The sequence below is a fragment of the Pantoea sp. X-Soil-ISGK-285 genome (assembly GCF_059730815.1).
This window is the reverse complement of the sequence record NZ_AP035938.1, coordinates 2,706,956-2,728,677: the sequence shown is the minus strand read 5'-3', so window position 1 is coordinate 2,728,677 and position 21,722 is coordinate 2,706,956. Positions and strand designations below refer to the sequence as shown.

The 21,722-nt window shown below is 58.8% G+C and carries 15 protein-coding genes and 1 riboswitch; of the genes, 2 read left to right on the top strand and 13 right to left on the bottom strand.

Annotated features, from left to right (window positions below; all coding sequences use genetic code 11):
• The first annotated feature begins 170 nt into the window (after positions 1 to 170).
• A riboswitch (TPP riboswitch) is annotated at positions 171 to 271 on the top strand.
• Between the two features lie 34 nt (positions 272 to 305).
• Both thiM and thiD read left to right on the top strand, forming a co-directional pair.
• Positions 306 to 1,103: a hydroxyethylthiazole kinase gene (thiM, locus tag AC6I8B_RS12975; RefSeq protein ID WP_033788251.1), complete on the top strand. Its 798-nt coding sequence runs from the start codon at positions 306 to 308 to the stop codon at positions 1,101 to 1,103.
• Entirely contained in the window at positions 1,090 to 1,890 is an 801-nt protein-coding gene (gene thiD, locus AC6I8B_RS12970) for a bifunctional hydroxymethylpyrimidine kinase/phosphomethylpyrimidine kinase (RefSeq protein ID WP_061703768.1), read from the top strand. The genes thiM and thiD overlap by 14 nt, the downstream gene beginning before the upstream one ends.
• A 52-nt stretch (positions 1,891 to 1,942) precedes the next feature.
• On the opposite strand, the gene AC6I8B_RS12965 is transcribed toward thiD, so the two are convergent.
• The 13 genes from AC6I8B_RS12965 to AC6I8B_RS12905 form a co-directional block, all read right to left on the bottom strand.
• Complete coding sequence (locus AC6I8B_RS12965) at positions 1,943 to 2,629, bottom strand: GntR family transcriptional regulator (RefSeq protein WP_010248206.1); 687 nt, start codon at positions 2,627 to 2,629, stop codon at positions 1,943 to 1,945.
• A gap of 99 nt (positions 2,630 to 2,728) precedes the next feature.
• Complete coding sequence (locus AC6I8B_RS12960; RefSeq protein ID WP_404543039.1) at positions 2,729 to 4,189, bottom strand: mannitol dehydrogenase family protein; 1,461 nt, start codon at positions 4,187 to 4,189, stop codon at positions 2,729 to 2,731.
• 67 nt (positions 4,190 to 4,256) lie between these two features.
• A complete protein-coding gene (locus AC6I8B_RS12955) occupies positions 4,257 to 5,540 on the bottom strand; it encodes an MFS transporter (protein WP_497817451.1) in 1,284 nt (427 codons plus the stop codon).
• An 82-nt stretch (positions 5,541 to 5,622) separates the two neighbouring features.
• Positions 5,623 to 6,633, bottom strand: a complete 1,011-nt coding sequence (locus tag AC6I8B_RS12950; protein ID WP_033788256.1) for a Zn-dependent oxidoreductase — start codon at positions 6,631 to 6,633, stop codon at positions 5,623 to 5,625.
• A gap of 10 nt (positions 6,634 to 6,643) precedes the next feature.
• A complete protein-coding gene (manD, locus tag AC6I8B_RS12945; RefSeq protein ID WP_010670990.1) occupies positions 6,644 to 7,858 on the bottom strand; it encodes a D-mannonate dehydratase ManD in 1,215 nt (404 codons plus the stop codon).
• Between the two features lie 220 nt (positions 7,859 to 8,078).
• The gene (yegS, locus tag AC6I8B_RS12940) at positions 8,079 to 8,978 is read right to left on the bottom strand and encodes a lipid kinase YegS (protein ID WP_033772226.1); all 900 of its coding nucleotides are present in this window, start codon (positions 8,976 to 8,978) and stop codon (positions 8,079 to 8,081) included.
• Positions 8,979 to 9,198: 220 nt separating this feature from the next.
• Positions 9,199 to 10,581, bottom strand: a complete 1,383-nt coding sequence (gene trhP / locus AC6I8B_RS12935; RefSeq protein ID WP_061703770.1) for a prephenate-dependent tRNA uridine(34) hydroxylase TrhP — start codon at positions 10,579 to 10,581, stop codon at positions 9,199 to 9,201.
• 120 nt (positions 10,582 to 10,701) lie between these two features.
• A complete protein-coding gene (baeR, locus tag AC6I8B_RS12930) occupies positions 10,702 to 11,409 on the bottom strand; it encodes an envelope stress response regulator BaeR (protein ID WP_010248188.1) in 708 nt (235 codons plus the stop codon).
• A gap of 6 nt (positions 11,410 to 11,415) precedes the next feature.
• Positions 11,416 to 12,804 carry an envelope stress sensor histidine kinase BaeS gene (gene baeS, locus AC6I8B_RS12925; RefSeq protein ID WP_010670989.1) on the bottom strand — a complete coding sequence of 463 codons (1,389 nt, stop codon included), beginning with the start codon at positions 12,802 to 12,804 and terminating at the stop codon, positions 11,416 to 11,418.
• Positions 12,801 to 14,207 carry an MFS transporter gene (locus tag AC6I8B_RS12920; RefSeq protein ID WP_157352613.1) on the bottom strand — a complete coding sequence of 469 codons (1,407 nt, stop codon included), beginning with the start codon at positions 14,205 to 14,207 and terminating at the stop codon, positions 12,801 to 12,803. The genes baeS and AC6I8B_RS12920 overlap by 4 nt, the downstream gene beginning before the upstream one ends.
• 50 nt (positions 14,208 to 14,257) lie before the next feature.
• The gene (gene mdtC / locus AC6I8B_RS12915) at positions 14,258 to 17,332 is read right to left on the bottom strand and encodes a multidrug efflux RND transporter permease subunit MdtC (RefSeq protein ID WP_332837851.1); all 3,075 of its coding nucleotides are present in this window, start codon (positions 17,330 to 17,332) and stop codon (positions 14,258 to 14,260) included.
• Complete coding sequence (locus tag AC6I8B_RS12910; RefSeq protein ID WP_033772219.1) at positions 17,329 to 20,451, bottom strand: MdtB/MuxB family multidrug efflux RND transporter permease subunit; 3,123 nt, start codon at positions 20,449 to 20,451, stop codon at positions 17,329 to 17,331. The genes mdtC and AC6I8B_RS12910 overlap by 4 nt, the downstream gene beginning before the upstream one ends.
• Positions 20,451 to 21,689, bottom strand: coding sequence for an MdtA/MuxA family multidrug efflux RND transporter periplasmic adaptor subunit (locus AC6I8B_RS12905; protein ID WP_033772217.1), 1,239 nt, complete (start codon positions 21,687 to 21,689; stop codon positions 20,451 to 20,453). Before AC6I8B_RS12905 ends, AC6I8B_RS12910 begins: the two co-directional genes overlap by 1 nt.
• Positions 21,690 to 21,722: the final 33 nt, after the last annotated feature.

Sequence of the window (21,722 nt, the reverse complement as noted above, 5' to 3'; positions counted from 1 at the left end):
GGGTAATAAGCGGGGCTACCTATAAAGAGGTATCTCGTTAACCCGCAGCATTAAGCCTTTTTTTGCACCCTCAGGCGTTGATCGGGATCATGTGAATTGTTTCAGCTCTGATTATTTCCCAGGCGGGAGTCGCTTGCTTTCGCTGCGCGGCTTGCCTATGCTGCAAGCCGTAACACGACTCGGGGTGCCGCTTTCCACACGGAAAGGGCTGAGAAAAACCCGCTGACCTGAACTGGATAATGCCAGCGTAGGGAAGTCTGATGCCTGACCGCATTCGCCTTCTTGTTCGCCGGTTGGGAGCTACGATGACACATCAATCTCAACACCTTTCTGCCGCGCACTTCGCGCCCATTCTGCACGCTTTCCGCCGCCAGTCACCGCTGGTGCACTGTATGACCAATGACGTGGTCCAGAACTTCACCGCCAACGTGTTGCTGGCACTCCATGCCTCACCGGCGATGGTGATCGATGCCGCTGAGGCCGCCCAGTTCAGTAGCATGGCCGATGCACTGCTGATTAACGTGGGCACCTTAACCCGCGAGCGCCAGCAGGCGATGCAGGCTGCCGTCACTGCGGCTAATCAGGCGGGCACGCCCTGGACACTCGATCCGGTTGCCGTCGGCGCGCTGACGCTGCGCAGTGACTTCTGCCAGCAATTGTTAAGCCAGCAACCGGCGGTGATTCGGGGTAATGCGTCAGAGATTCTGGCGCTGGCACAACAGGCCAGCGGCGGGCGCGGTGTCGACACGCTGCATCAGGCGCATGCAGCACTCGATGCGGCCCAACAGCTCGCGGAAACCTGGAGCACGCTGGTGGTCGTCACCGGTGAAGTGGACTACGCCACCGATGGTCAGCGACTCCTTGCTGTACACGGTGGAAACCCCTTAATGACACGGGTAGTCGGGACCGGCTGCGCCCTCTCGGCAGTGGTGGCGGGTTTCAGCTCTCTGGCTGGCGATCGGCTGATGAATGTCGCGGCCGCCTGTCAGGTGATGGCGCTGGCGGGTGAAAAGGCGGCGGCGCAGGCTGCCGGACCCGGCAGCTTTGCTACGGCGTTTATCGATGCACTCTGGACGCTGGAGGGTAATCATGAAGCGTATTAACGCTCTGACGATTGCGGGTACCGATCCCAGCGGCGGCGCTGGTATTCAGGCCGATCTGAAAACCTTCTCAGCTCTGGGAGCCTATGGCACCAGCGTCATTACCGCGCTGGTGGCACAGAATACCTGCGGCGTGCAGTCGGTTTATCGCATTACGCCTGAATTTGTGGCCGCCCAGCTTGATTCGGTGCTCAGTGATGTGCGCATCGACAGTGCAAAAATTGGCATGCTGTCAGAAACGGCTATCGTGGAGCAGGTTGCGGAACGGCTGATGCGTGCGGCAATCCCGTTTGTTGTGCTGGACACGGTCATGGTCGCGAAAAGTGGTGATGCGTTGCTCTCGCCAGACGCCGTAGCCAGTGTTCGGGAGCTGTTATTGCCGCAGGTCTCGCTGATCACACCTAATCTTCCGGAAGCGGCGGCGTTGCTGGACTGCGCCATTGCGGCAGATGAAGAGGAGATGCGCGAGCAGGGACGGGCATTGCTGGCACTGGGCTGTCAGGCTGTGCTGATGAAGGGCGGTCACCTTGCGGCGGCGGAGAGCCCGGACTGGCTGATCACGCACTCAGCAGAGCAGCGATTCAGTACGCCGCGGGTAAATACCCGTCATACGCACGGCACAGGCTGTACGCTGTCGGCAGCCTTAGCCGCGTTGCGACCACGTCATGCTGACTGGGCAGAGACGATTGGGGAAGCCAAAAACTGGTTACAGCAGGCGCTGCTGCAGGCGGATTCGCTGGAGGTCGGGAAGGGTATCGGACCGGTTCACCATTTTCATCAATGGTGGTAATGACGAAGGCCCGCATCGACCTGGTAATCAGGTGGTGCGGGCGGTTTCAGGTTCAGGGTGCTTCAAACCAGGCGCTGTTACGCTCGGCAATCGGGGTGATAGAGAAGATCATCTCCTGCAGATGACGACGCATTGCCGCTTCGGCTGCATCGGCGTCATGACGCTTCAGCGCCGCAAAAATCTCTTCATGCTGCTCAATCAGCTTGTCCGGTGGAGAGACTTCACTCAGCGTCAGAAACCGCACCCGGTCCATGGCCGCTTTGATGTTCTCCACCGTTTCCCAGGCCAGCTTACAGTCAATGCTTTCAGCAATCAGGCGATGAAACTCATCGTCCAGAGTGAGAAAAGCCTGGCTGTCATGCCGCTCAGCGGCCATCCGCTGCAGCTGCAGGTTATGCTCCAGCGCCATCAGAGCCGGATCATCAATCTCCAGTGCCGCACGGCGAACCACCGACACCTCAACGGCCTCCCGGATAAAGCGGCCATCCGCCACCCGCTTAGCGGAGATTTTGCGCACGAAAGTGCCACGCTGCGGCAATACCTGTACCAGTCCGGCTTCGGCCAGCTTGATGAACGCTTCGCGCACCGGCTGGCGTGAGACGTTGAAGCGCGCGGATACCTCTTTTTCCGAGAGCAGCGAGCCCGGCTGAATTGCGCAAGTGACGATATCTTTGCGCAGATACCGGTAAATCTGCTGATTTACCGGTTCGCTGGTAGTAATGGTATAGGCGATCGACATGCAGCAATATCCATATTACGGCTGGCAGGGGCCAGCGCGATGGGAAAGTGTCAGTCTAATCAGCGCGCTGCGTCTGCGCCAGCGCTTTGTCACCGGCTGTTATGCCTGGCTCATACACTGTTGCACCGTCGCCCGCGCGCCCTGAGTCGTCAGTTGCTGATAATACGTCGTCAGTCGGGCAACCAGATCGGCGTTCTGCGCTAAATCTTCGCCAAAGATGTCGCGCAGACCCAATAGCGCACGGACACGTGCTTCGCCTTCTTCGCTACCGGCAACCGTCTCTGCCAGCGTGGCTTTCAGCGGATCGCGGATCTCAATCGGCTGACCCTGTTCATCGACGCCGCCGACATAGCGCATCCAGCCCGCCACGCCCAGCAGCAGCAGGTCGCAGCGGCTACCGCGCTGCAGATGCCAGCGCAGACTGTCGAGCATGCGTTGTGGCAATTTTTGCGATCCGTCAGTGGCGATTTGATATGTGCGATGTTTAATGGCACGGTTTTCGTAACGGGCGATCAGCGAATCGGCATAGGCGTTGAGATCCACGCCCTGGGTACGCAGCGTCGGCGCCTGCTCATCAATCATCAGTGAACGGGCGGCGGCGCGGAAATGGGGATCGGCCACGCAGTCGCTGATGTATTCATAACCGGCCAGGAAGCCGAGATAGGCCAGAAAAGAGTGGCTGCCATTGAGCATGCGCAGTTTCATCTCTTCATAGGGCAGAACGTCACTGACCAGTTCTGCGCCCGCTTTTTCCCACGCCGGACGGCCATTGACGAAGTTATCTTCAATCACCCACTGAAAGAAGGGCTCCGCTTCAACCGCAACCGGGTCATCGGAACCCAGACGCTCGCTTAGTGCCGCAAACGCTGCATCGGTCATGGCCGGAACGATACGATCGACCATGGTGGAGGGAAAGGTAATGTGTTGCTGAATATAGTCTGCCAGGGCCGGATCCTGATGCTGTGCCAGTTGCACAACAACGTTGCGGGTCACGTGACCATTTTCCGGCATGTTGTCACAGGACATCACGCTAAAGGCGGGTAAGCCCTGATCCCGTCGGCGGCGAATCGCGGCCAGAATCAGACCGGGCAGCGAACGCGGCGAATGCGGATTCTGCAGGTCATGCACGATGTCAGGGTGATCGGGATTTAAATTGCCACTGGCAGGCTGGTGGCAATAGCCTTTCTCGGTGACGGTCATGGAGATAATCGCCACCTCAGGCTGGCTCATGGCATTGATCACCGCCTCAATACCGTCACTTTTGCCGTGCAGTGCCTGAGTAATGACGCCAATCACCCGGGTATGCAATGAATCATCGGCCATCTCGGTGAGGGTATAAAGCAGCTGCTGCTCTCGCAGGGCCTCAATCAACGCGCCGCTGTTGAGGTTCACTTCACAATAACCCCAGTCGCTGCCCTGTTCAGCCAGCTTATCGCTGCAGAGCGCCTGATGAGCGCGGTGAAATGCACCAAAACCGATATGTACCATGCGGGTTTTTAACTGGCTGCGGTCGTAAGCGGGGCGCTTGACCTCAGCAGGCAGGCGATCAATCTGTAACATAGTCCATCCTTATGGCAAACGGGGCGCAAAGCGCCCCGAAATCATACATCTGTTAGCGAAACAACACTCAGACCGAAACCGGTTTATCCTGGGTTTTCGGACTGCGAATCACAAATAACACCAGGAAGGCACCCAGCGCGGCGACACAGCCCGCCAGGATAAAGGCGCTATCGAATTTACCGGTGTGATGAACAATAAACCCGGTGACGATGGGCCCGATGATGCCGGAGAGGCTACCCACCAGATGGATAAAGCCGCTGATGCTGCCGATACGGCTCTTGTGTACCACATCCTGAATAATCGCCCAGTAGATTGCGCCGGTGATGTAGAGAAAGAAAATCGACACCGACATCATAATTACCGCAGGCACCACATCTTTTATCGTACCCGCCAGCGCCACACAAATTGCGGCGGCCAGCAGTGAGACCACCAGCACAATTTTGCGGGACAACAACAGCTTGCCGGTGATGTTAAAGATCTTATCGGAGATCAAGCCACCCAGCGCCAGGCCAACGAAACCGACGATCCACGGGATCATGGTGGTGATGCTCATCGATTTGATATCCAGGCCGTGCGCCTGCACCAGGTAGGCCGGGAACCAGCTCAGGAAGAAGAACAGAATGTAGTTGTAGCAGAAGAAGGCAAAAGCGGTGACCAGGATAATCGGCTGGCGCAGGTAGTAGCCAAACGGATGTGACGTTTCCGACAAATCAACTTCATCATTCGGGTTCGTTGCTTTCAGGCGATCAATCAGCAGACGTTCCTCTTCGCTGACGCGCTTGCTCTTCGCCGGATTGTCAGCGGCGAAGAAGAGCCAGAACGCCATCCACACCAGACCGATGCAGCAGACAATCACGAACGCCGGACGCCAGCCATAGGCGAGCGCCAGATAACCAATGATCGGGCCAGCGACCGCACCACCTAAAGGTGATCCGGCACTCAGTAAGCCCATGGCCGTCGCGGCCTGTTTTTTCGGGAACCAGCCGTTAATCGCTTTGTTGGCCGAGGAGCAGATCGGGCCTTCAGCCATGCCGAACAGCACACGCAGGATCAGCAGTGACCAGAAGCCGGTGGCCAGTGCGGTCATGCCGCAGAAAATGGACCAGGCACCTACCGCCACGGCCAGCACGATTTTAGGGCCATAGCGGTCAGTGGCAAGGCCGCCAAGGAAGTTAAACAGGGCATAGCCAAAGAAAAAGCTGCCGAAGATCATGCCAAACTGCTCAGCATTGATCGCCAGATCTTTTTCCACCAGCGGCACCGTCAGCGACAGGGCGACACGATCGAGGTAGTTAATCATGTAAACCAGGAACAGCAGCAAAACGAGGGTCCAGCGCAGATTCTTGAACATACAAACTCCGTGATCTGTTTTATCTTTATAGTCATGCCGGCGGGTACGCACCGGCTGAGGAGACCTGGTGTTCAGCGGATAATTAACCCATCTGAAGTATGACTTTGCAGCAGGTGCGCGGATCTTTTTCAAACAGGGTCATCGCACGCTCAATCTCCTGCAGCGGGAAGTAGTGCGTGACCAGTTTCTCTGGCTGGATTAACCCTTTTTCCATCCATTCGATCACCTGGGGGAAACGATTGCTGTTAAGACGTGAGGTAAACAGCGACAGCTCCTTGCTGGTCAGGCTCTGCTGAGTAATGCTGCACGGCTCGCCGGAGAAACCCAGCAGGCCAATGCGCGCGGCCGGTGAGGCGAGGGCAGCTGCTTCAGCCAGAATGGTGGGATGGCAGGCCGCGTCGATAATCAGCGTAGGCTGCACGCCCTCAAGCTGTGCCGCCAGCGGGATTTCGCTGTTATCGAACAGTTGATCCGCACCGCTCTGCTCTGCAAGTGCCAGCCTTTCCGGCAGGCGATCCACCACCATCACCTTTTTAACCTTATAGACGCCCTTCAGCACCTGAATCGCAGTGAGCCCCATCGGACCGGCACCGTAAATCAGCGCCACATCGTCTGGCTGCGGTTTGAGAAACGCGGTGATATTGGCGGCGATAGTGAAAGGCTCAACCAGACTGGCGAGCCGATCGGGGATGCTGTCCGGCAGGGAAAAGGCATTTTTTGCCGGAGCCAGCGCAAACTCGCTGAAGCCGCCGTCGCGATGCACGCCAATCACCTGCAGTGTGGTACAAACATTGGGACGGCCCACCGAGCAGGGATAGCAGCTGCCGCAGCTCACCACCGGATCCACCGCCACGCGGTCGCCCAGCCGGGCCGGATCAACACCGTCGCCCACCGCGTCAATGACGCCGAAAAATTCGTGACCAATTACCCGTGGATATTTCGCGAACGGGTTATGCCCGTGCCAGATATGCACATCAGAGCCGCAGATACTGGCATAAGCCACTTTGACCCGGACTTCGCCCGCCGCAGGTTGTGGCAGCGGACGTTCAGCCACCACCAGTTCACCCGGCTGTTCAATAACAACGCTTTTCATCAGCTTCTCCTTACCAGTTCCACAGGGTGCCATCTTCAAGACGGGCGACCGGGAGATAGGCAGGTTCATAGGGATATTTCGACGCCAGTTTCTCGTTGAATTCAATGCCGAGACCGGGTTTGTCGCCTGGATGCATGTAGCCCTGGTCAAAGGTCCAGTTTGCATCAAACAGCTCCATCATCTGTTCAGAGAAGCCCATGTACTCCTGCACACCGAAGTTCGGCACCCAGAGGTCAAAGTGCAGTGCAGCCGCCATGCAAACAGGGGAGAGATCAGAAGGACCGTGCGAGCCGGTGCGCACCTGATAGAGCGAGGCAAAATCAGCAATACGCCGCATACCGGTGATGCCGCCCGCATGCGTAATGGTGGTGCGGATATAATCGATCAGCTGTTCTTCAATCAGCTGCTTACAATCCCAGATGCTGTTGAACACTTCACCCACGGCAATCGGCGTAACGGTATGCTGGCGGATCAGGCGGAAGCACTCCTGATTCTCAGCAGGCGTCGGATCTTCCATCCAGAACAGGCGATAATCTTCCACGCTCTTGCCAAAACGCGCCGCTTCAATTGGCGTCAGGCGATGATGCATGTCATGCAGCAAGTGCTCATCGAAACCAAACTTGTCACGGATGGCGGCGAACAGTTTCGGGGTGAAATCGAGGTATTTCTCGGTTGACCAGAGCTGCTCTTCCGGCCAGTTGCCTTTGGTTGCAGGCTCATAGGCCAGACCTTTGCCTTTCGCCATGCCGTAGGTGGTTTTCATGCCCGGAACGCCGCACTGCGCGCGAATCGCTTTGAAGCCCAGCTCTTTGTGCTTCGCGTAGTCATCCATCACTTCATCAATGGAGTGGCCGGTGGTGTGGCAATAGACCATCACGCCGGTGCGTGATGCGCCACCCAGCAGCTGATAAACCGGCATATTGGCGGCTTTGCCTTTGATATCCCACAGTGCCATATCGACGGCCGAGATAGCGGACATGGTGACCGGGCCACGACGCCAGTAAGCGCCCTTGTAGAAATATTGCCAGATGTCTTCGATCTGATGCGCATCGCGGCCAATCAGCTGCGGGCAGACGTGATCTTTCAGGTAGGAGGCGACCGGTAATTCACGGCCATTCAGCGTTGCGTCGCCAATGCCGGTCAGACCCTGATCGGTGGTGATCTTTACGGTGACAAAGTTTCTGCCTGCGCAGGTTACAAATACTTCTGCCTTAACAATTTTCATCCTGGTTGCCTTAAGTCAGCGTTCAATGATGAAAAAGTACGCTCTTTAATACTACCATACAAGTTGGGGTGGCAGAGTTGTGAACGGAATCACAGAGTGTTTACATTGCCTGAAAACGCCCGTTAAGGCGTAATAAAGCGAGGCAGCAGGAGGGATGTTACGGAGAAAATGGGAACTAATGGGAGCAGAAGAAAAAGGGGCTTTCGCCCCTGATGTCGGTTCAGGCAAGCAGCGCGCACTGCGGCGGCAGGCGGCAGCTCAGCGCGCCCGCCATCACCTCAATCACGAATTCGCGCCCGGAAAGCGGCTCGCCATCGAGGTTAAAGGTCATCTCATGCGGCGAACGGATCGTCAGTGACTCCAGTTGCGTGGTGACGATGCCGGGATTGTCATCGTCGCCGGTCAGCGAGTGCAGCAGGGTAGGCAGCAACTCCTGCGCGGTGACAACACTGACGTCAAGTCGGCCATCGTTGATCAGGGCAGAAGGGCATAACCGCTGACCGCCGCCTGCCTGACGACCATTACCGATACCGATCACCAGCGCATCACCCTGCCAGGCGAAATCGGGGCCGCTGATCTCGCAGGTATCCGGTTTCAGGGTATCCATGCGCATCAGGCCGTGAATAAAGTAGGAGACGCCACCCAGCGCCGACTTCAGCTTTTCCGGGGTTTCAGTCGTGATACGGGTGCCAAACCCGCCGGTCGCCATATTGATGAAGTAGTGGCTCTGGTTTACCCTGGCCAGATCGATGGCACTGGCTTTGCCCTGAATCGCCAGTCGCAGTGCCGGTTCCATCTCTTCCGGGATGCCGACGCTGGTGGCAAAATCGTTGGCGGTACCCAGCGGCAGGATGCCCAGCACCGGGCGATGATCCGCTTCAGAAGAAGCCAGCGCTGTCGCAATTTCATTGATGGTGCCATCGCCACCACCGGCCACCACGGTCGCGGCCTGCAGCGCAATGGCCTCTTTGACGTACCGATCGCCGTCACCTTTTTCAAATGTGACACGCACCGCAATGTCGAAGCCTTCTTCACGCAGGGTCGTAATAGCTTCGCGCAGATCATCATTACCCGCGCCTTTCCCGTTCAGGATGAGCAGCGTAAGCGGTTTATTATCCATTTTGCGTTCCTTGAAGATCTACAGAGTAAGAAGGGATTTATAACACAGCTGCCAGCAGTAAATTATTGGCGAAAGAGAGAAAAAAGAAAACCCGCACGGGGGAGCCGGGCGGGTAAATGAGGTGGTTCCTGGTAAATCTGCCGTTTATTGTTACTCGTTAGCAGCAGGCGGGACTATAAAGCAGCGCCGCGCAGGGGTCTGTGATCCTGTTCTGATTTCCTCAAAATGTTTCCGTTGGTAAACGATTATGAGGGTCCCGGGTATCTTCACCGTGATCGAAGTTGCGCAGCAGCAGTGCAAAACGCAGATCCACCTCCTCAGGCACCCGCAGCCAGACGCGATGGCCATCGCCCGGGGCAACTTCAGTGGGTTCGCCGCGCGCATTCTGCAGCGCGTCCAGCTGGCAATTCAGGTTCCCCTGAGGCGTCATGATCTCCACGCTGTCGTGCAGCATAAACTTATTCTTCACCGCCACTTCAGCCCATTCGCTCCGGCGTTCGCCGGTGAATTCGCCGACAAACTGCTGGCGGTCGGACACCGAAAAGCCCTGCTGATAATTCTGGTAGCTGTCGTGAGTGTGGCGGCGCAGGAAACCTTCGGTATAGCCACGATGTGCCAGGCCTTCCAGGGTTAACAGCAGTGAGGGATCAAACGGCTTACCGGCAGCGGCATCATCAATAGCCCGGCGATAAACCTGAGCGGTGCGGGCGCAGTAGTAGTAGGACTTGGTGCGTCCCTCGATCTTCAGCGAATGAACGCCCATCTCGCTGAGCCGCTCCACGTGGGCGACCGCGCGCAGATCCCGCGAGTTCATGATGTAGGTGCCGTGCTCATCTTCGAACGCGCTCATCACCTCGCCGGGCTTCATCTTCTCTTCCAGCAGAAACACCTTGTCGGTGGGCTGACCAACGCCCAGCGTTGGCGTCACATCCTGTACGGCGACAGGCTGGTGGATACCGACGATATTCCCCACCTCATCCTGCTGACCCTCCGCCACTTTATACTCCCAGCGGCAGGCGTTGGTGCAGGTTCCCTGATTCGGGTCGCGTTTGTTCATATAGCCGGAGAGCAGGCAGCGACCGGAGTAGGCCATGCAGAGCGCGCCATGGACAAAGACTTCCAGCTCCATCTCCGGGACCTGCTGGCGGATCTCGGCGATCTCCTCCAGCGACAGCTCGCGTGACAGAATCACCCGGCTCAGCCCCATCTGCTGCCAGAATTTTACCGTGGCCCAGTTAACCGCATTGGCCTGCACCGACAGATGAACCGGCATCGTCGGGAAAGCGTCGCGCACCAGCATGATCAGGCCGGGATCGGACATGATCAGCGCGTCGGGCTGCATCGCCACTACCGGCGCTAAGTCACGAATAAAGGTTTTCAGCTTGGCGTTGTGCGGCGCAATGTTCACCACCACGTAGAATTTTTTACCCAGCGCGTGCGCTTCACTGATGCCCAGCGCGAGGTTTTCGTGGGTGAATTCGTTGTTGCGCACCCGCAGGCTGTAGCGCGGCTGGCCGGCATAGACGGCATCGGCACCATAAGCAAACGCGTAACGCATGTTCTTCAGGGTGCCAGCGGGGGAAAGCAGTTCGGGTTTCATGATTTTCTCACTGATGTCAGGTCAGCATGTCGCCTCAGGCGGCAGGTGCAGGGCAGTGAAGCCCTGCAAAAGGTGCGGAATTGTAGGCAGTGAGAAAAGGGAAGTAAATTGATCGGGATCAAACTAGATCAAATGACAGGCATCGGCTTCCCAGCGATAGCCCATGCCGTAGACGGCGCGGATAAAAGGTTGCTCGCTATCGAGAGTCTCCAGCTTGCGCCGCAGGTTCTTTATATGGCTGTCGATGGTGCGGTCCGTGACCACGCGGTAGTCATCATAGAGATGGTTAAGCAGCTGTTCGCGTGAAAAGACCTTGCCCGGCTCCAGCGACAGCGTTTTCAGCAGACGGAACTCCGCCGGCGTGAGATCCAGCGGCTTGTCGCGCCAGCTGGCGAAGAAGCGGCTCTCATCGACGCGAAGTAACGAGGCGCTTTGCGGCTCTTCCGCCGACCGTTTTACCCGGCGCAGAATCGTTTTAACTCGCGCCACTACTTCACGCGGGCTGAAGGGTTTACAGATGTAGTCATCCGCGCCCAGCTCCAGCCCCAGCAGCCGATCGATCTCCTCGGTGCGGGCGGTGACCATAATAATCGGCAGTTCGGAATGACGACGGATTTCACGGCACAGCGTTAAACCGTCGGTGCCTGGCAGCATCAAATCCAGCAGCATCAGGTCGGGTGGCGTCTGGCGCACATACTCCAGCACCGCGTTACCGTCGGCGATGTGATGGGTACGGTAGTTCGAGGCATGCAGATAATCGATCATCAGCTGCGCCAGTTTCGGCTCATCTTCGACCACCAGAATCAGCGGGTCGTGGTTTTCCAGGCTCATAAGCGTCTACACAAGGGGAACATAGCGCAAGTGTAGCGCGATTTTCAGTCCACCTAAATCAGAGTGCGCCGCATGAATATCGCCGCCATGCGCGTCAGCGATATTTTTACAGATGGCCAGGCCCAGGCCCGAGCCACCGCTGGCGCGATTGCGCGAGCCTTCGGTGCGGAAGAAGCGCTCAAAAATCTGGGCCTGATGTTCCCCATCCACGCCCGGCGCGCTGTCATCAAACTCGATGCGCCAGTTGGGTGCCTCATAGTTCAGCGTCACTTCAACCCGGCCCCCGCTGTCGGTGTAGCGCAGGCTGTTCTCCAGCAGATTAGTGAACAACTGCATCAGGCGGTCGGGATCGCCAAAGAAGGGGGCGTTATCGGGCAGATTGAGTTTCAGCGTCAGCCCGTGTGCACGATAGCGTTCGGCAAAGCTGCCTGCCGTCACTTCCAGCAGCTGCACCAGATCGGTTGCCTGTTTGCGGTAGGCAAGGGCGCCCTCATCGGACAGCGACAGCTGATGCAGATCGTCGACCAGCTTGGTCAGCACCACCACTTCGCTTTGTAGCGAGGCGATCGCTTCCGGCGTCAGTTTGCGCACGCCATCCTGCATCGCTTCCAGTTCACCGCGCAGGATCGCCAGTGGTGTGCGTAATTCATGGGAGATATCGGCCATAAAGGCGCGGCGCATGCTCTCATTTTTCTCCAGCGAGCTGGCAAGGAGGTTAAAGTCCCTGGCCAGCTGGCCCAGCTCATCCCGGCTGCTGACCTCAACGCGGGTGGCAAAATTACCGGCCGCCAGATGATGGGTGCCGTCAACCAGTCGTTTGACCGGAGCCAGCAGACCGCGCGCCATCAGCCAGGTTGCCAGCGCCGCCAGCAGCGTGGACAGCCCGACGATAATCCAGCTGGTGCGCCGCTGCTGCTGATCAAAGTTAATGTCGGTGCTGCGCGTCAGCCGCTCCGGCGGCGAGCCGATGACCCAGCCGACCACTTTATTATTGCTGGTGGTGATATTGCGTCGCGTGCCTTCGGGCGGCACCGGCGATTTTGGCCCGGCCAGCACTTTATATTGCTGATCGAGGATCCAGAACTGGGTGCGCCAGCCGTGCGGCGGCAGCTGACTGTTACTGTCGGGATTCTGCTCCAGCGAACGCAGCATGGTGAACACCAGCCGGTCGTTGTGGCGCAAAAAATCCCAGTTGCCGTGCTGCTCATACTGATCGGCCAGGGCATCACTGAGCAGATTTAACCGCTGCTCGTTGCCGCGCTTAATGTAGTCGACAAAGCCATGCTCGAAACTGAGGCGAACCCCCCAGTGCATGGTAATCAGCACCAGCATGCAGGTGGCGAAAATCGCCATAAACAGTTTGGCGCCGATGCCCAGGCGCAGGTTATCTCTCATTTTTTTCTCCGGCGTCGCAAATCAACGTTGGTACTCACCTGTGGCGGCACGCGCCAGAACACTAGCGCGGGCAGGATGATAATCAGCGACATGCAAAGGTAGGTATAAATAAACATCTGATGTTCCGCCGTGCTGTTCGCTGCGCTCTCCTGAGCAAATGCCCCCAGCAGCAGCCCGGCCACGGTCACGCCAATACTCATCGACAGCTGCATAATCATCGACAGCATGCTGTTGCCGCTGGACGCCAGCTCATCGGGCAGCTCCTTCAGCGTCAGGGTATTCATTGAGGAGAAACGAATGGCGTTGACCATGCCCTGCAGAAACAGCACCAGTGGCAGCAGCCAGACCCAGCCCAGAATTGCCACCAGCGGGAACAGCAGGACCACCAGCGCCAGCGCCACGGTCGACATCACCAGCACGTTGCGGTAGCCATAAAGATTGACGATGCGCACCACAATGCGTTTCATCCCCATATTCCCCAGCACCATCGGAATCATCATCAGACCGGCGTGAAACGGGCTGTAACCCATGCCGAGCTGCAGAAAGATAGGCGTCATAAAGGGCAGCATGCCGCTGCCGATGCGGCCGGTAAAACTGCCAAGCAGGCCGATGGAGTAGATGCGATTATCAAACAGCTTCAGGCTGAACAGCGCATTATCATTGCTGCGCGCATGCATCAGGTAGAACAGCAGAGAGAACATACCAATGAGGATCATGGCACCCAGCAGCAGCGGAGAGCCGCCACTGCTGCGCTGACCATCCAGCGCCAGTGTCAGGGTTGCCATTCCGGCGGCCAGCAGGATAAAACCGCCGAAATCAAAGCGACGCGTCTGCATGCTGTAGTTGGGCATCAGCATCAGGGTGGCGATAGCGCCTGCGATGCCGACCGGGATATTGATCAGAAAGATCCAGTGCCAGCTGGCGTACTCCACCAGCACACCACCCAGCGCCGGACCCAGCAGCGGGCCGATCTGGCCGGGCAGGGTGACAAACGTCATGGCGGACATATACTGCTCGCGCGGCACGATTTTCATCACCGTCAGGCGACCCACTGGCACCATCATTGCCCCGCCAATCCCCTGAACCACCCGCGACAGCACCAGCTGATCCAGAGTGCCGGAGAGGGCGCATAGCAGTGATCCCAGGCTGAACAGCACAATCGCGCAGAAGAAAATGTTGCGCACGCCAAAACGGTCGGCCAGCCAGCCGCTGACCGGCAGCATCACCGCCACCGTCAGCACGTAATAGACAATGACCGAGTGCATGTGCAGCGGGCTGACACCCAGATCGTGCGCCATTGACGGGATCGCGGTATTCACGATGGTGGTATCCAGCGTCTGCATAAAGAAGCCGATGGCAACAATCCACAGTTGCCAGCGGACGTTAGTGCTTTGCGTACTCATCGATCCCCCGATAAAGGCGTCACGCCCGATGCCTGCTGCCGCCATGCCTGTTACGGCTGCTGCGCGGCGGCCAGCGGGCGTTTTTTACGGCGCAACTTATCCATCATTAAATAGACCACCGGCGTGGTGTAGAGCGTCAGCAACTGGCTCATCACCAGCCCACCAGCAATGGTAATCCCCAGCGGCTGACGCAGCTCTGCGCCGTCGCCGCTGGTCAGCACCAGCGGCAGCGCGCCAAACAGCGCCGCCAGCGTCGTCATCATAATCGGCCGGAAGCGCAACAGGCACGCCTGGAAAATCGCCTCGCGCGCGCTGAGCTGGCCGTTGCGCTCTGCCTCCAGCGCAAAATCGACCATCATGATGGCGTTCTTTTTCACGATACCGATCAGCAGCAGAATACCGATCAGCGCAATCAGGCTGAAGGGCGTATCGAACAGCTCCAGCGCCAGCAGTGCACCGACACCCGCCGAGGGCAGGGTAGAGAGGATAGTCAGCGGATGGACATAGCTTTCATAGAGGATCCCCAGCACGATATAGACTGCCGCAATCGCCGCCAGCATCAGCCAGAGCTGATTGCTTTGCGACTGCTGAAACACCTGCGCCGTACCGGCAAAGCTGCCGCGCACGCTGGAGGGCACGCCAATCGCGGTCATGGTGCGTTCAATTGCCTCCGACGCCTGCGACAGCGACACCCCTTCCGGCAGGTTAAATGAAATGGTCGAGGCGGCAGACAGCCCTTCATGGTTGACCGAGAGCGGCGCATTTGCGGGCTGCCAGTGGGCAAACCACGACAGCGGAATCGCTTTACCTTCGCTGTTTATCACGAACATCTGCGACAGGGCACTGATATCCTGGGTGTAGCGCGGATCGACCTCCATCACCACTTTGTACTGGTTAAGCGGCTGATAGATGGTGGAGATCTGACGCTGACCAAAGGCGTTATTCAGCAGGGCATTGGCCTGAGAGACATCGATGCCAAGCCGCGCCATACTTTCCCGGTCATAGGTCAGCGCCATTTCGCTGCCTTTATCCTGCTGATCGGAGTTCACATCCGCCAGCTGTGGCAGGGCAGAGAACGCCTGACGGATTTTTGGCTCCCACTCACGCAGGGCGTTAAGGTCGTCCGACAGCAGGGAATATTGATAACCGGCATTCGATTCCCGACCGCCGACGCGCAGATCCTGCACCGCATTCAGATAGAGACTCGCCCCGGGTTCTTTCGCCAGCTTATTGCGCAGGCGGGCGATAATCTCCACTGCGCTCTCTTTCCGCTCCGACAGCGGCTTCAGCGAGATAAACATGGAGCCGCTGTTGGTACGCATCCCGCCGGTGAAGCCCACCACGCTCTCTACCGCCGGATCGGCCCCGACGATCTCCATAAAATCCTGCAGCTTACTGCGCATCGCCTGAAACGAAATGCTCTGGTCGGCAGAGATGAAACCGGAAAGTCGTCCGGTATCCTGCTCCGGCATAAAGGTTTTCGGAATATGGACAAACAGCCAGCCGGTCAGGACGATGGTGGCGAAAAACAGCACCATCACCCAGCGCGCATGGTTCAGTACCACGCTAAGCGAGCGGCCATAGCCCTGCTGGATCGCCATCAGCAACCGGCCCGCGCCGCGCTGACACGGCTGGCTGCGCGGCGCGTGCGGCTTCAGCAGATAGGCACACATCACCGGCGTCAGGGTGACCGAGATAAACAGCGAGATGACGATAGCCACCGACAGCGTAATGGCAAATTCTGAGAAGAAGCGGCCAATCAGTCCGCCGATCATCAGCAGCGGCAGGAACACGGCAATCAGTGACAGGCTCATCGACAACACGGTAAAGCCGACTTCCCGTACCCCTTTCAGCGCGGCGGCCAGCGGCTTCATGCCCGCTTCCACGTGTCGGGCAATGTTCTCCAGCACCACAATCGCATCATCCACCACAAAGCCGGTGGCGATGGTCAGCGCCATCAGCGACAGATTGTTGAGGCTGAAGCCACACAGGTACATCGCGGCGAAGGTGCCGATCAGTGAAACCGGCACCGCGACGGCGGGGATCAGCGTGGCACGGCCCGAGCGCAGGAAAACAAACACCACCAGAATCACCAGCGCCACGGCGATCACCAGCGACTGCTCCACCTCATGCAGCGAGGCGCGAATGGTGGGTGAACGATCCTGAGCGATCTGCAGATCGATGGCGGCCGGGATCACCTCATGCAGCAGCGGCATTTCGGCGCGGATGCGGTCCACCGTATCGATGACGTTGGCTTCAGGCGTTTTGCGGATCAGCAGCAGCACCGCCGGTTTACCGCGCGACATCCCGGCGTTGCGTACGTCCTGCACTGAATCTTCGACTGTCGCCACATCCGACAGCCTGACCGCCGCGCCGTTGTTGTAATGCACTATCAGCGGCTGATACTCACTGGCGGTCTGCAGCGCGTCATTGGTACGCAACTGCCAGCGCTGCTGCGAATCATCCAGTGCGCCCTGCGGCCGTCGCTGATTGGCGTTGGAAATGGCGGTGCGCACCGCATCCAGCGAGACGCCCTGATTAAACAGCGCCTGTGGATTCAGGGCCACGCGGACCGCAGGCAGCGAGCTGCCGCCCACGGTGACGTCGCCCACGCCCTCAATCTGTGACAGTTTCTGCGCCAGCTGGGTCGAGGCGTAATCGTAGAGCTGACCCGGATTATAGGTATCCGAAGTCAGCGTCATGATCATAATCGGCGCATCTGAAGGGTTCACTTTGCGATAGGTCGGGCGCGACGGCATCCCGGTAGGCAGCAGGCTTTGCGCCGCGTTAATCGCGGCCTGCACATCGCGCGCGGCTCCGTTGATGTCGCGATCAAAATCAAACACCAGAATGATGCGGGTGCTTCCCAGCGAACTGGTGGAGGTCATTTCACTGACGCCCGCGATGCGTCCCAGTGAACGCTCCAGCGGCGTGGCTACCGACGACGCCATGATCTCCGGCGCGGCACCCGGCAGCGAAGCCGAGATAACGATCACCGGAAAATCAACCTGCGGCAGCGGCGCCACCGGCAGCAGCCGGAAACCCAGCATCCCCGCCAGTGCGATGGCCAGCGTCAGCAGCGTGGTGGCGACGGGCCGGTTGATGAACAGGGCAAAGAACTTCACTCTGCGGCCTCCGTGCGGGCAAAGCGGCGGCGGGTGGCGTGCGCCAGTCGATCAAACAGCAGGTAGATCACCGGGGTGGTAAACAGGGTCAGCACCTGGCTCAGAATCAGCCCGCCGACCATGGCAATCCCCAGCGGATGACGCAGTTCGGCACCGACGCCGGTGCTGAGCATCAGCGGCAGCGCGCCGAGCAGGGCGGCCAGCGTGGTCATCAGAATCGGGCGGAAGCGAAGCAGGCAGGCCTGATAGATGGCATCAACAGGCTTCATACCCTGTTCACGTTCGGCCGCCAGCGCAAAGTCGATCATCATGATGGCGTTCTTTTTCACGATGCCGATCAGCAGGATGATGCCGATTATCGCTACGATATCCAGCTCATTGCCGCTGAGCATCAGCGCCAGCAGCGCGCCGACACCCGCCGTGGGCAGCGTTGAGAGAATCGTGATGGGGTGAATAAAGCTCTCATAAAGCACGCCCAGCACGATGTACATCGCCACAATAGCCGCCACAATCAGCCAGACGGTGCTGCTCAGCGCCGCTTCAAAGGCAAGCGTGCTGCCCTGGAACTGCGTCATCAGCTCTGCGGGCATGCCAAGCTCGGCTTCAGCCTGCGACACCGCTTTCACCGCATCTTCCAGCGAATAGCCGTCAGCCACGTTGAAGGAGAAGGTCGCCGACGGGAACTGGTCGAGGTGGTTAATGCTGAGCGGCGTGTTGCGCTGTTCAATGCGGGCAATGGCGCTCAGCGGTACGCTGCCGCCGTCGCTGCTGTTAAGGCGAATCGCATTCAGGCTCTCCATGCCTGGAGTGGCACTATTGTCCTGCTCCAGCACCACCCGATACTGGTTCGCCTGGGTATAAATGGTGGAGATGAGCCGCTGACCAAAGGCGTTGTACAGCGCGTTATCGACATCCGCCATGCTGATGCCGAGGCGGCTGGCGCTGTCGCGGTCCACTTTGACATAGGCTTCCAGCCCCTGATCCTGCCAGTCACTGCTGACATCGCGCAGCTGTGGCAGGGTGCTGAGCCGGGTCAGCAGCGCCGGAACCCAGGTGCTGAGCGACGACAGTGAACCCGATTGCAGCGTGAACTGATAGGGCGTGCGGCTCGCCTGGGTATCGATGGTGAGATCCTGCACCGCCTGCAGCCACAGCTGCACGCCCGGTACCTCACTGACCTGCTGTTGCAGGCGCTGCTGAATGGCAGGAATGCGGTCGTCGCGTTGATCCAGCGGTTTGAGGTTGATCTGCAGACGCGCGCTGTTCAGCGAGGCATTGGTGCCATCCACGCCGACAAACGAAGTCATGCTCTCCACTGCCGGATCTTTCATGATGATGGAGGCGACGTCGCGGGTGCGCTGCGCCATGCTGGCATAGGAGACCGACTGCGGTGCCTGCAGCGTGCCCTGAATAATGCTGTTGTCCTGCTGCGGGAAAAAGCCTTTCGGGATGATCATCCACAGCAACAGCGTCAGCACCAGGGTGCCAAGCGCCACCGACAGCGTGAGCCAGGGATGATTAAGTACCCGTTTCAGGCCGCGGCCATAGGCGGCCACGATACGATCAAACATCGCTTCGCTGGCCCGCGAAAAGCGGTTCTGTTTGCGCAGCGACTCCGCGCTCAGCATCCTGGCACACATCATCGGCGTCAGGGTCAGTGAGACCACCGCTGAAATCAGGATCGCCACCGCCAGCGTCACGGCAAATTCGCGGAACAGACGGCCGATCACGTCGCCCATAAACAGCAGCGGGATCAGGACCGCAATCAGCGAGAAGGTGAGGGAGATAATGGTAAAGCCGATCTCGCCGGCACCTTTCAGCGCGGCGGTGAGCGGCTTTTCCCCTTTCTCGATATAGCGTGAGATGTTCTCAATCACCACGATGGCATCATCGACCACAAAGCCGGTGGCGATGGTCAGCGCCATCAGCGTCAGGTTGTTAATGGAAAAGCCGAGGAAGTACATCGCCGCGAAGGTGCCGATCAGTGACAGAGGCACCGCAACCGCCGGGATCAGCGTGGCGGGCACGTTGCGCAGGAACAGATAGATAATCATCACCACCAGCGCCATCGCCAGCATCAGCTCATACTGCGTGTCGTTGACCGAAGCGCGAATATTGGTGGTGCGGTCGGTGAGCAGTTTAACCTCCACCGACTTCGGCAGGGCTGCGGTCAGGGCGGGCAACATGGCACGGATATTGTCTGCTGTGGCGATGATATTGGCACCAGGCTGACGCTGAACGTTGAGCACAATCGCTGCATCGCGGTTGGCCCAGGCGCCAAGCCAGCTATTTTCTGCTCCCTGTTCTATAGTCGCCACGTCGCCAAGACGCACCGGTGCGCCGTTTTTGTAGCTGATAATCAGCTGGCGATAATCTTCCGCTGATTTCATCTGGTCATTGGCTGACAGGGTAACTGAGCGGGTCGGGCCATCCAGGCTGCCTTTGGCGGAGTTAACGTTGGCATTGCTGATGGCGGTCCGCACCGTTTCGCTGGTCAGACCCAGCGCAGCCAGCGCCTGGGCATTCATTTTCACCCGCACCGCCGGACGCTGACCGCCCGATAGCGTGACCAGTCCGACGCCGCTGACCTGAGAGATTTTCTGCGCCACCCGCGTTTCCACCATGTCCTGCACCTGCGTCAGCGGCATGCTGCGCGTGGTGACGGCAAGCGTCATGATCGGTGGATCGGCAGGATTCACTTTGCTGTAGACCGGCGGATTAGGCAGGTCGTTGGGCAGCAGGTTAGTGGCGGAGTTAATAGCAGCCTGAACCTCCTGCTCTGCGACATCCAGCGGTAGCGTCAGCTGGAACTGCAGCGTCACCACCGAGGCACCGCCGGAGCTTTGCGACGCCATCTGTTTCAGGCCAGACATCTGACCAAACTGGCGCTCAAGCGGCGCGGTGATGGAGGAGGTGACCACATCCGGGCTGGCACCCGGATAGAGCGTGACGACCTGGATAGTCGGATAGTCGACTTCCGGCAGCGCCGAGACCGGCAGGAAGCGGTAGCCCAGCACCCCGGCCAGCAGGATCGCAATCATCAACAGCGTGGTGGCGACCGGCCGCAGGATAAACTGGCGTGACGGTCCGCCACTGTGATCGGGAGGCATGACCTGCATTACTCACGCTCTCCTTTTGACGGCAGGGTGGCGCGGGTAGCGCGCGGTGCGTTGCTCTGCGGCGCGACCACCTCGACTTTTGCGCCTTCCGTCAGGCGATCCAGCCCATCGGTCACGACGCGTTCGCCCGCCTCCAGACCGGCGCTGACCACCACTTTCTCGCTATCCTGCAAGCCGGCAATCACGCTTTTCTTGCTGACCTTGTTGTCACTGTTAACCACCCAGACAAAGTTGCCTTCGTTGCCCATCTGCAGCGCGGCAGGTGGGATAACAATTGCATCCTGCAGGGTGTTGACCTTCAGCCTCACATTCACGAACTGATTGGGGAACAGCGTGTCGTCCTGATTATCAAAACGCGCTTTGATTTTGATGGTGCCGGTGGTGACATCAATCTGGTTATCAAGGCTTAGCAGTTTGCCGCTGGCGATCAGATTCTGATTACTGCGATCCCAGGCCTCCACCAGCAGCGATTCACCGCTTTTCTGCGCCTTGAGAATGGAACTGATGCTGTTCTCAGCCAGGGTAAAGACCACATCAATCGGGTGCGTCTGGGTGATCACCACGATACCGGTGGTGTCGCCGCTGGTGACGTAGTTGCCGACGTCCACCTGTTTCAGCCCGACCCGGCCGGCAATCGGCGCGGTGATCCGGCTGTAGGTAAGATTGAGCTGCGCACTGGCGACGCTTCCCTCATCCGCTTTCAGCGTGCCGAGCGTTTCACTGACCAGTGAGCGCTGGGTATCCAGCTCCTGTTGCGATACCAGCGAGGTTTTTGCCAGCTTCTCGAAGCGCGCCAGGTCACGACGGGCGTTGGCCAGCGTCGCCTGATCTTTCGCCAATTGGCCCTGCGCCTGCGTTAACGCCACCTGATAAGGCCGCGGGTCGACTTCTGCCAGTAGCTCGCCCGCTTTCACCTGCTGGCCTTCAGTGAAGTGGATTGCCAGCAGATCGCCATTGACCCGGCTGCGCACCGTGGCCGTGTTAGCCGCGGTCACCGTACCCAGTCCGCTCAGATAGTGCGGCACGCTCTGGCTGGTGGCCGTAGCGGCCTGAACCGGCGCGAGGGGACGACGGGCACCGTCACCGCCGCCTTTGCCGCCACGTGGCGCAGGTGCGTCACTCTGACTGCTGCTCTGCGGCTGGGCATGGCGCTGCCAGGCATAATAGCCGCCAGCGGCCACGGCGATCAGGGCCAGCACGATAAGGGTTTTCTTCATAACAGGATGTCGGGTGCTCATGATTGTTGGTGCTCTCCAGCAGTGACGTAGTCC

Bases quoted from the DNA above. Each gene is read 5' to 3' on its own strand.
- thiM (WP_033788251.1), top strand. From the start codon at position 306: ATGACACATCAATCTCAACACCTTTCTGCCGCGCACTTCGCGCCCATT.
- AC6I8B_RS12955 (WP_497817451.1), bottom strand. From the start codon at position 5,540: ATGTTCAAGAATCTGCGCTGGACCCTCGTTTTGCTGCTGTTCCTGGTT.
- baeS (WP_010670989.1), bottom strand. From the start codon at position 12,804: ATGAGAGATAACCTGCGCCTGGGCATCGGCGCCAAACTGTTTATGGCG.
- AC6I8B_RS12965 (WP_010248206.1), bottom strand. From the start codon at position 2,629: ATGTCGATCGCCTATACCATTACTACCAGCGAACCGGTAAATCAGCAG.
- AC6I8B_RS12950 (WP_033788256.1), bottom strand. From the start codon at position 6,633: ATGAAAAGCGTTGTTATTGAACAGCCGGGTGAACTGGTGGTGGCTGAA.
- AC6I8B_RS12960 (WP_404543039.1), bottom strand. From the start codon at position 4,189: ATGTTACAGATTGATCGCCTGCCTGCTGAGGTCAAGCGCCCCGCTTAC.
- thiD (WP_061703768.1), top strand. From the start codon at position 1,090: ATGAAGCGTATTAACGCTCTGACGATTGCGGGTACCGATCCCAGCGGC.
- AC6I8B_RS12905 (WP_033772217.1), bottom strand. From the start codon at position 21,689: ATGAGCACCCGACATCCTGTTATGAAGAAAACCCTTATCGTGCTGGCC.
- AC6I8B_RS12910 (WP_033772219.1), bottom strand. From the start codon at position 20,451: ATGCAGGTCATGCCTCCCGATCACAGTGGCGGACCGTCACGCCAGTTT.
- manD (WP_010670990.1), bottom strand. From the start codon at position 7,858: ATGAAAATTGTTAAGGCAGAAGTATTTGTAACCTGCGCAGGCAGAAAC.
- yegS (WP_033772226.1), bottom strand. From the start codon at position 8,978: ATGGATAATAAACCGCTTACGCTGCTCATCCTGAACGGGAAAGGCGCG.
- baeR (WP_010248188.1), bottom strand. From the start codon at position 11,409: ATGAGCCTGGAAAACCACGACCCGCTGATTCTGGTGGTCGAAGATGAG.
- AC6I8B_RS12920 (WP_157352613.1), bottom strand. From the start codon at position 14,207: ATGAGTACGCAAAGCACTAACGTCCGCTGGCAACTGTGGATTGTTGCC.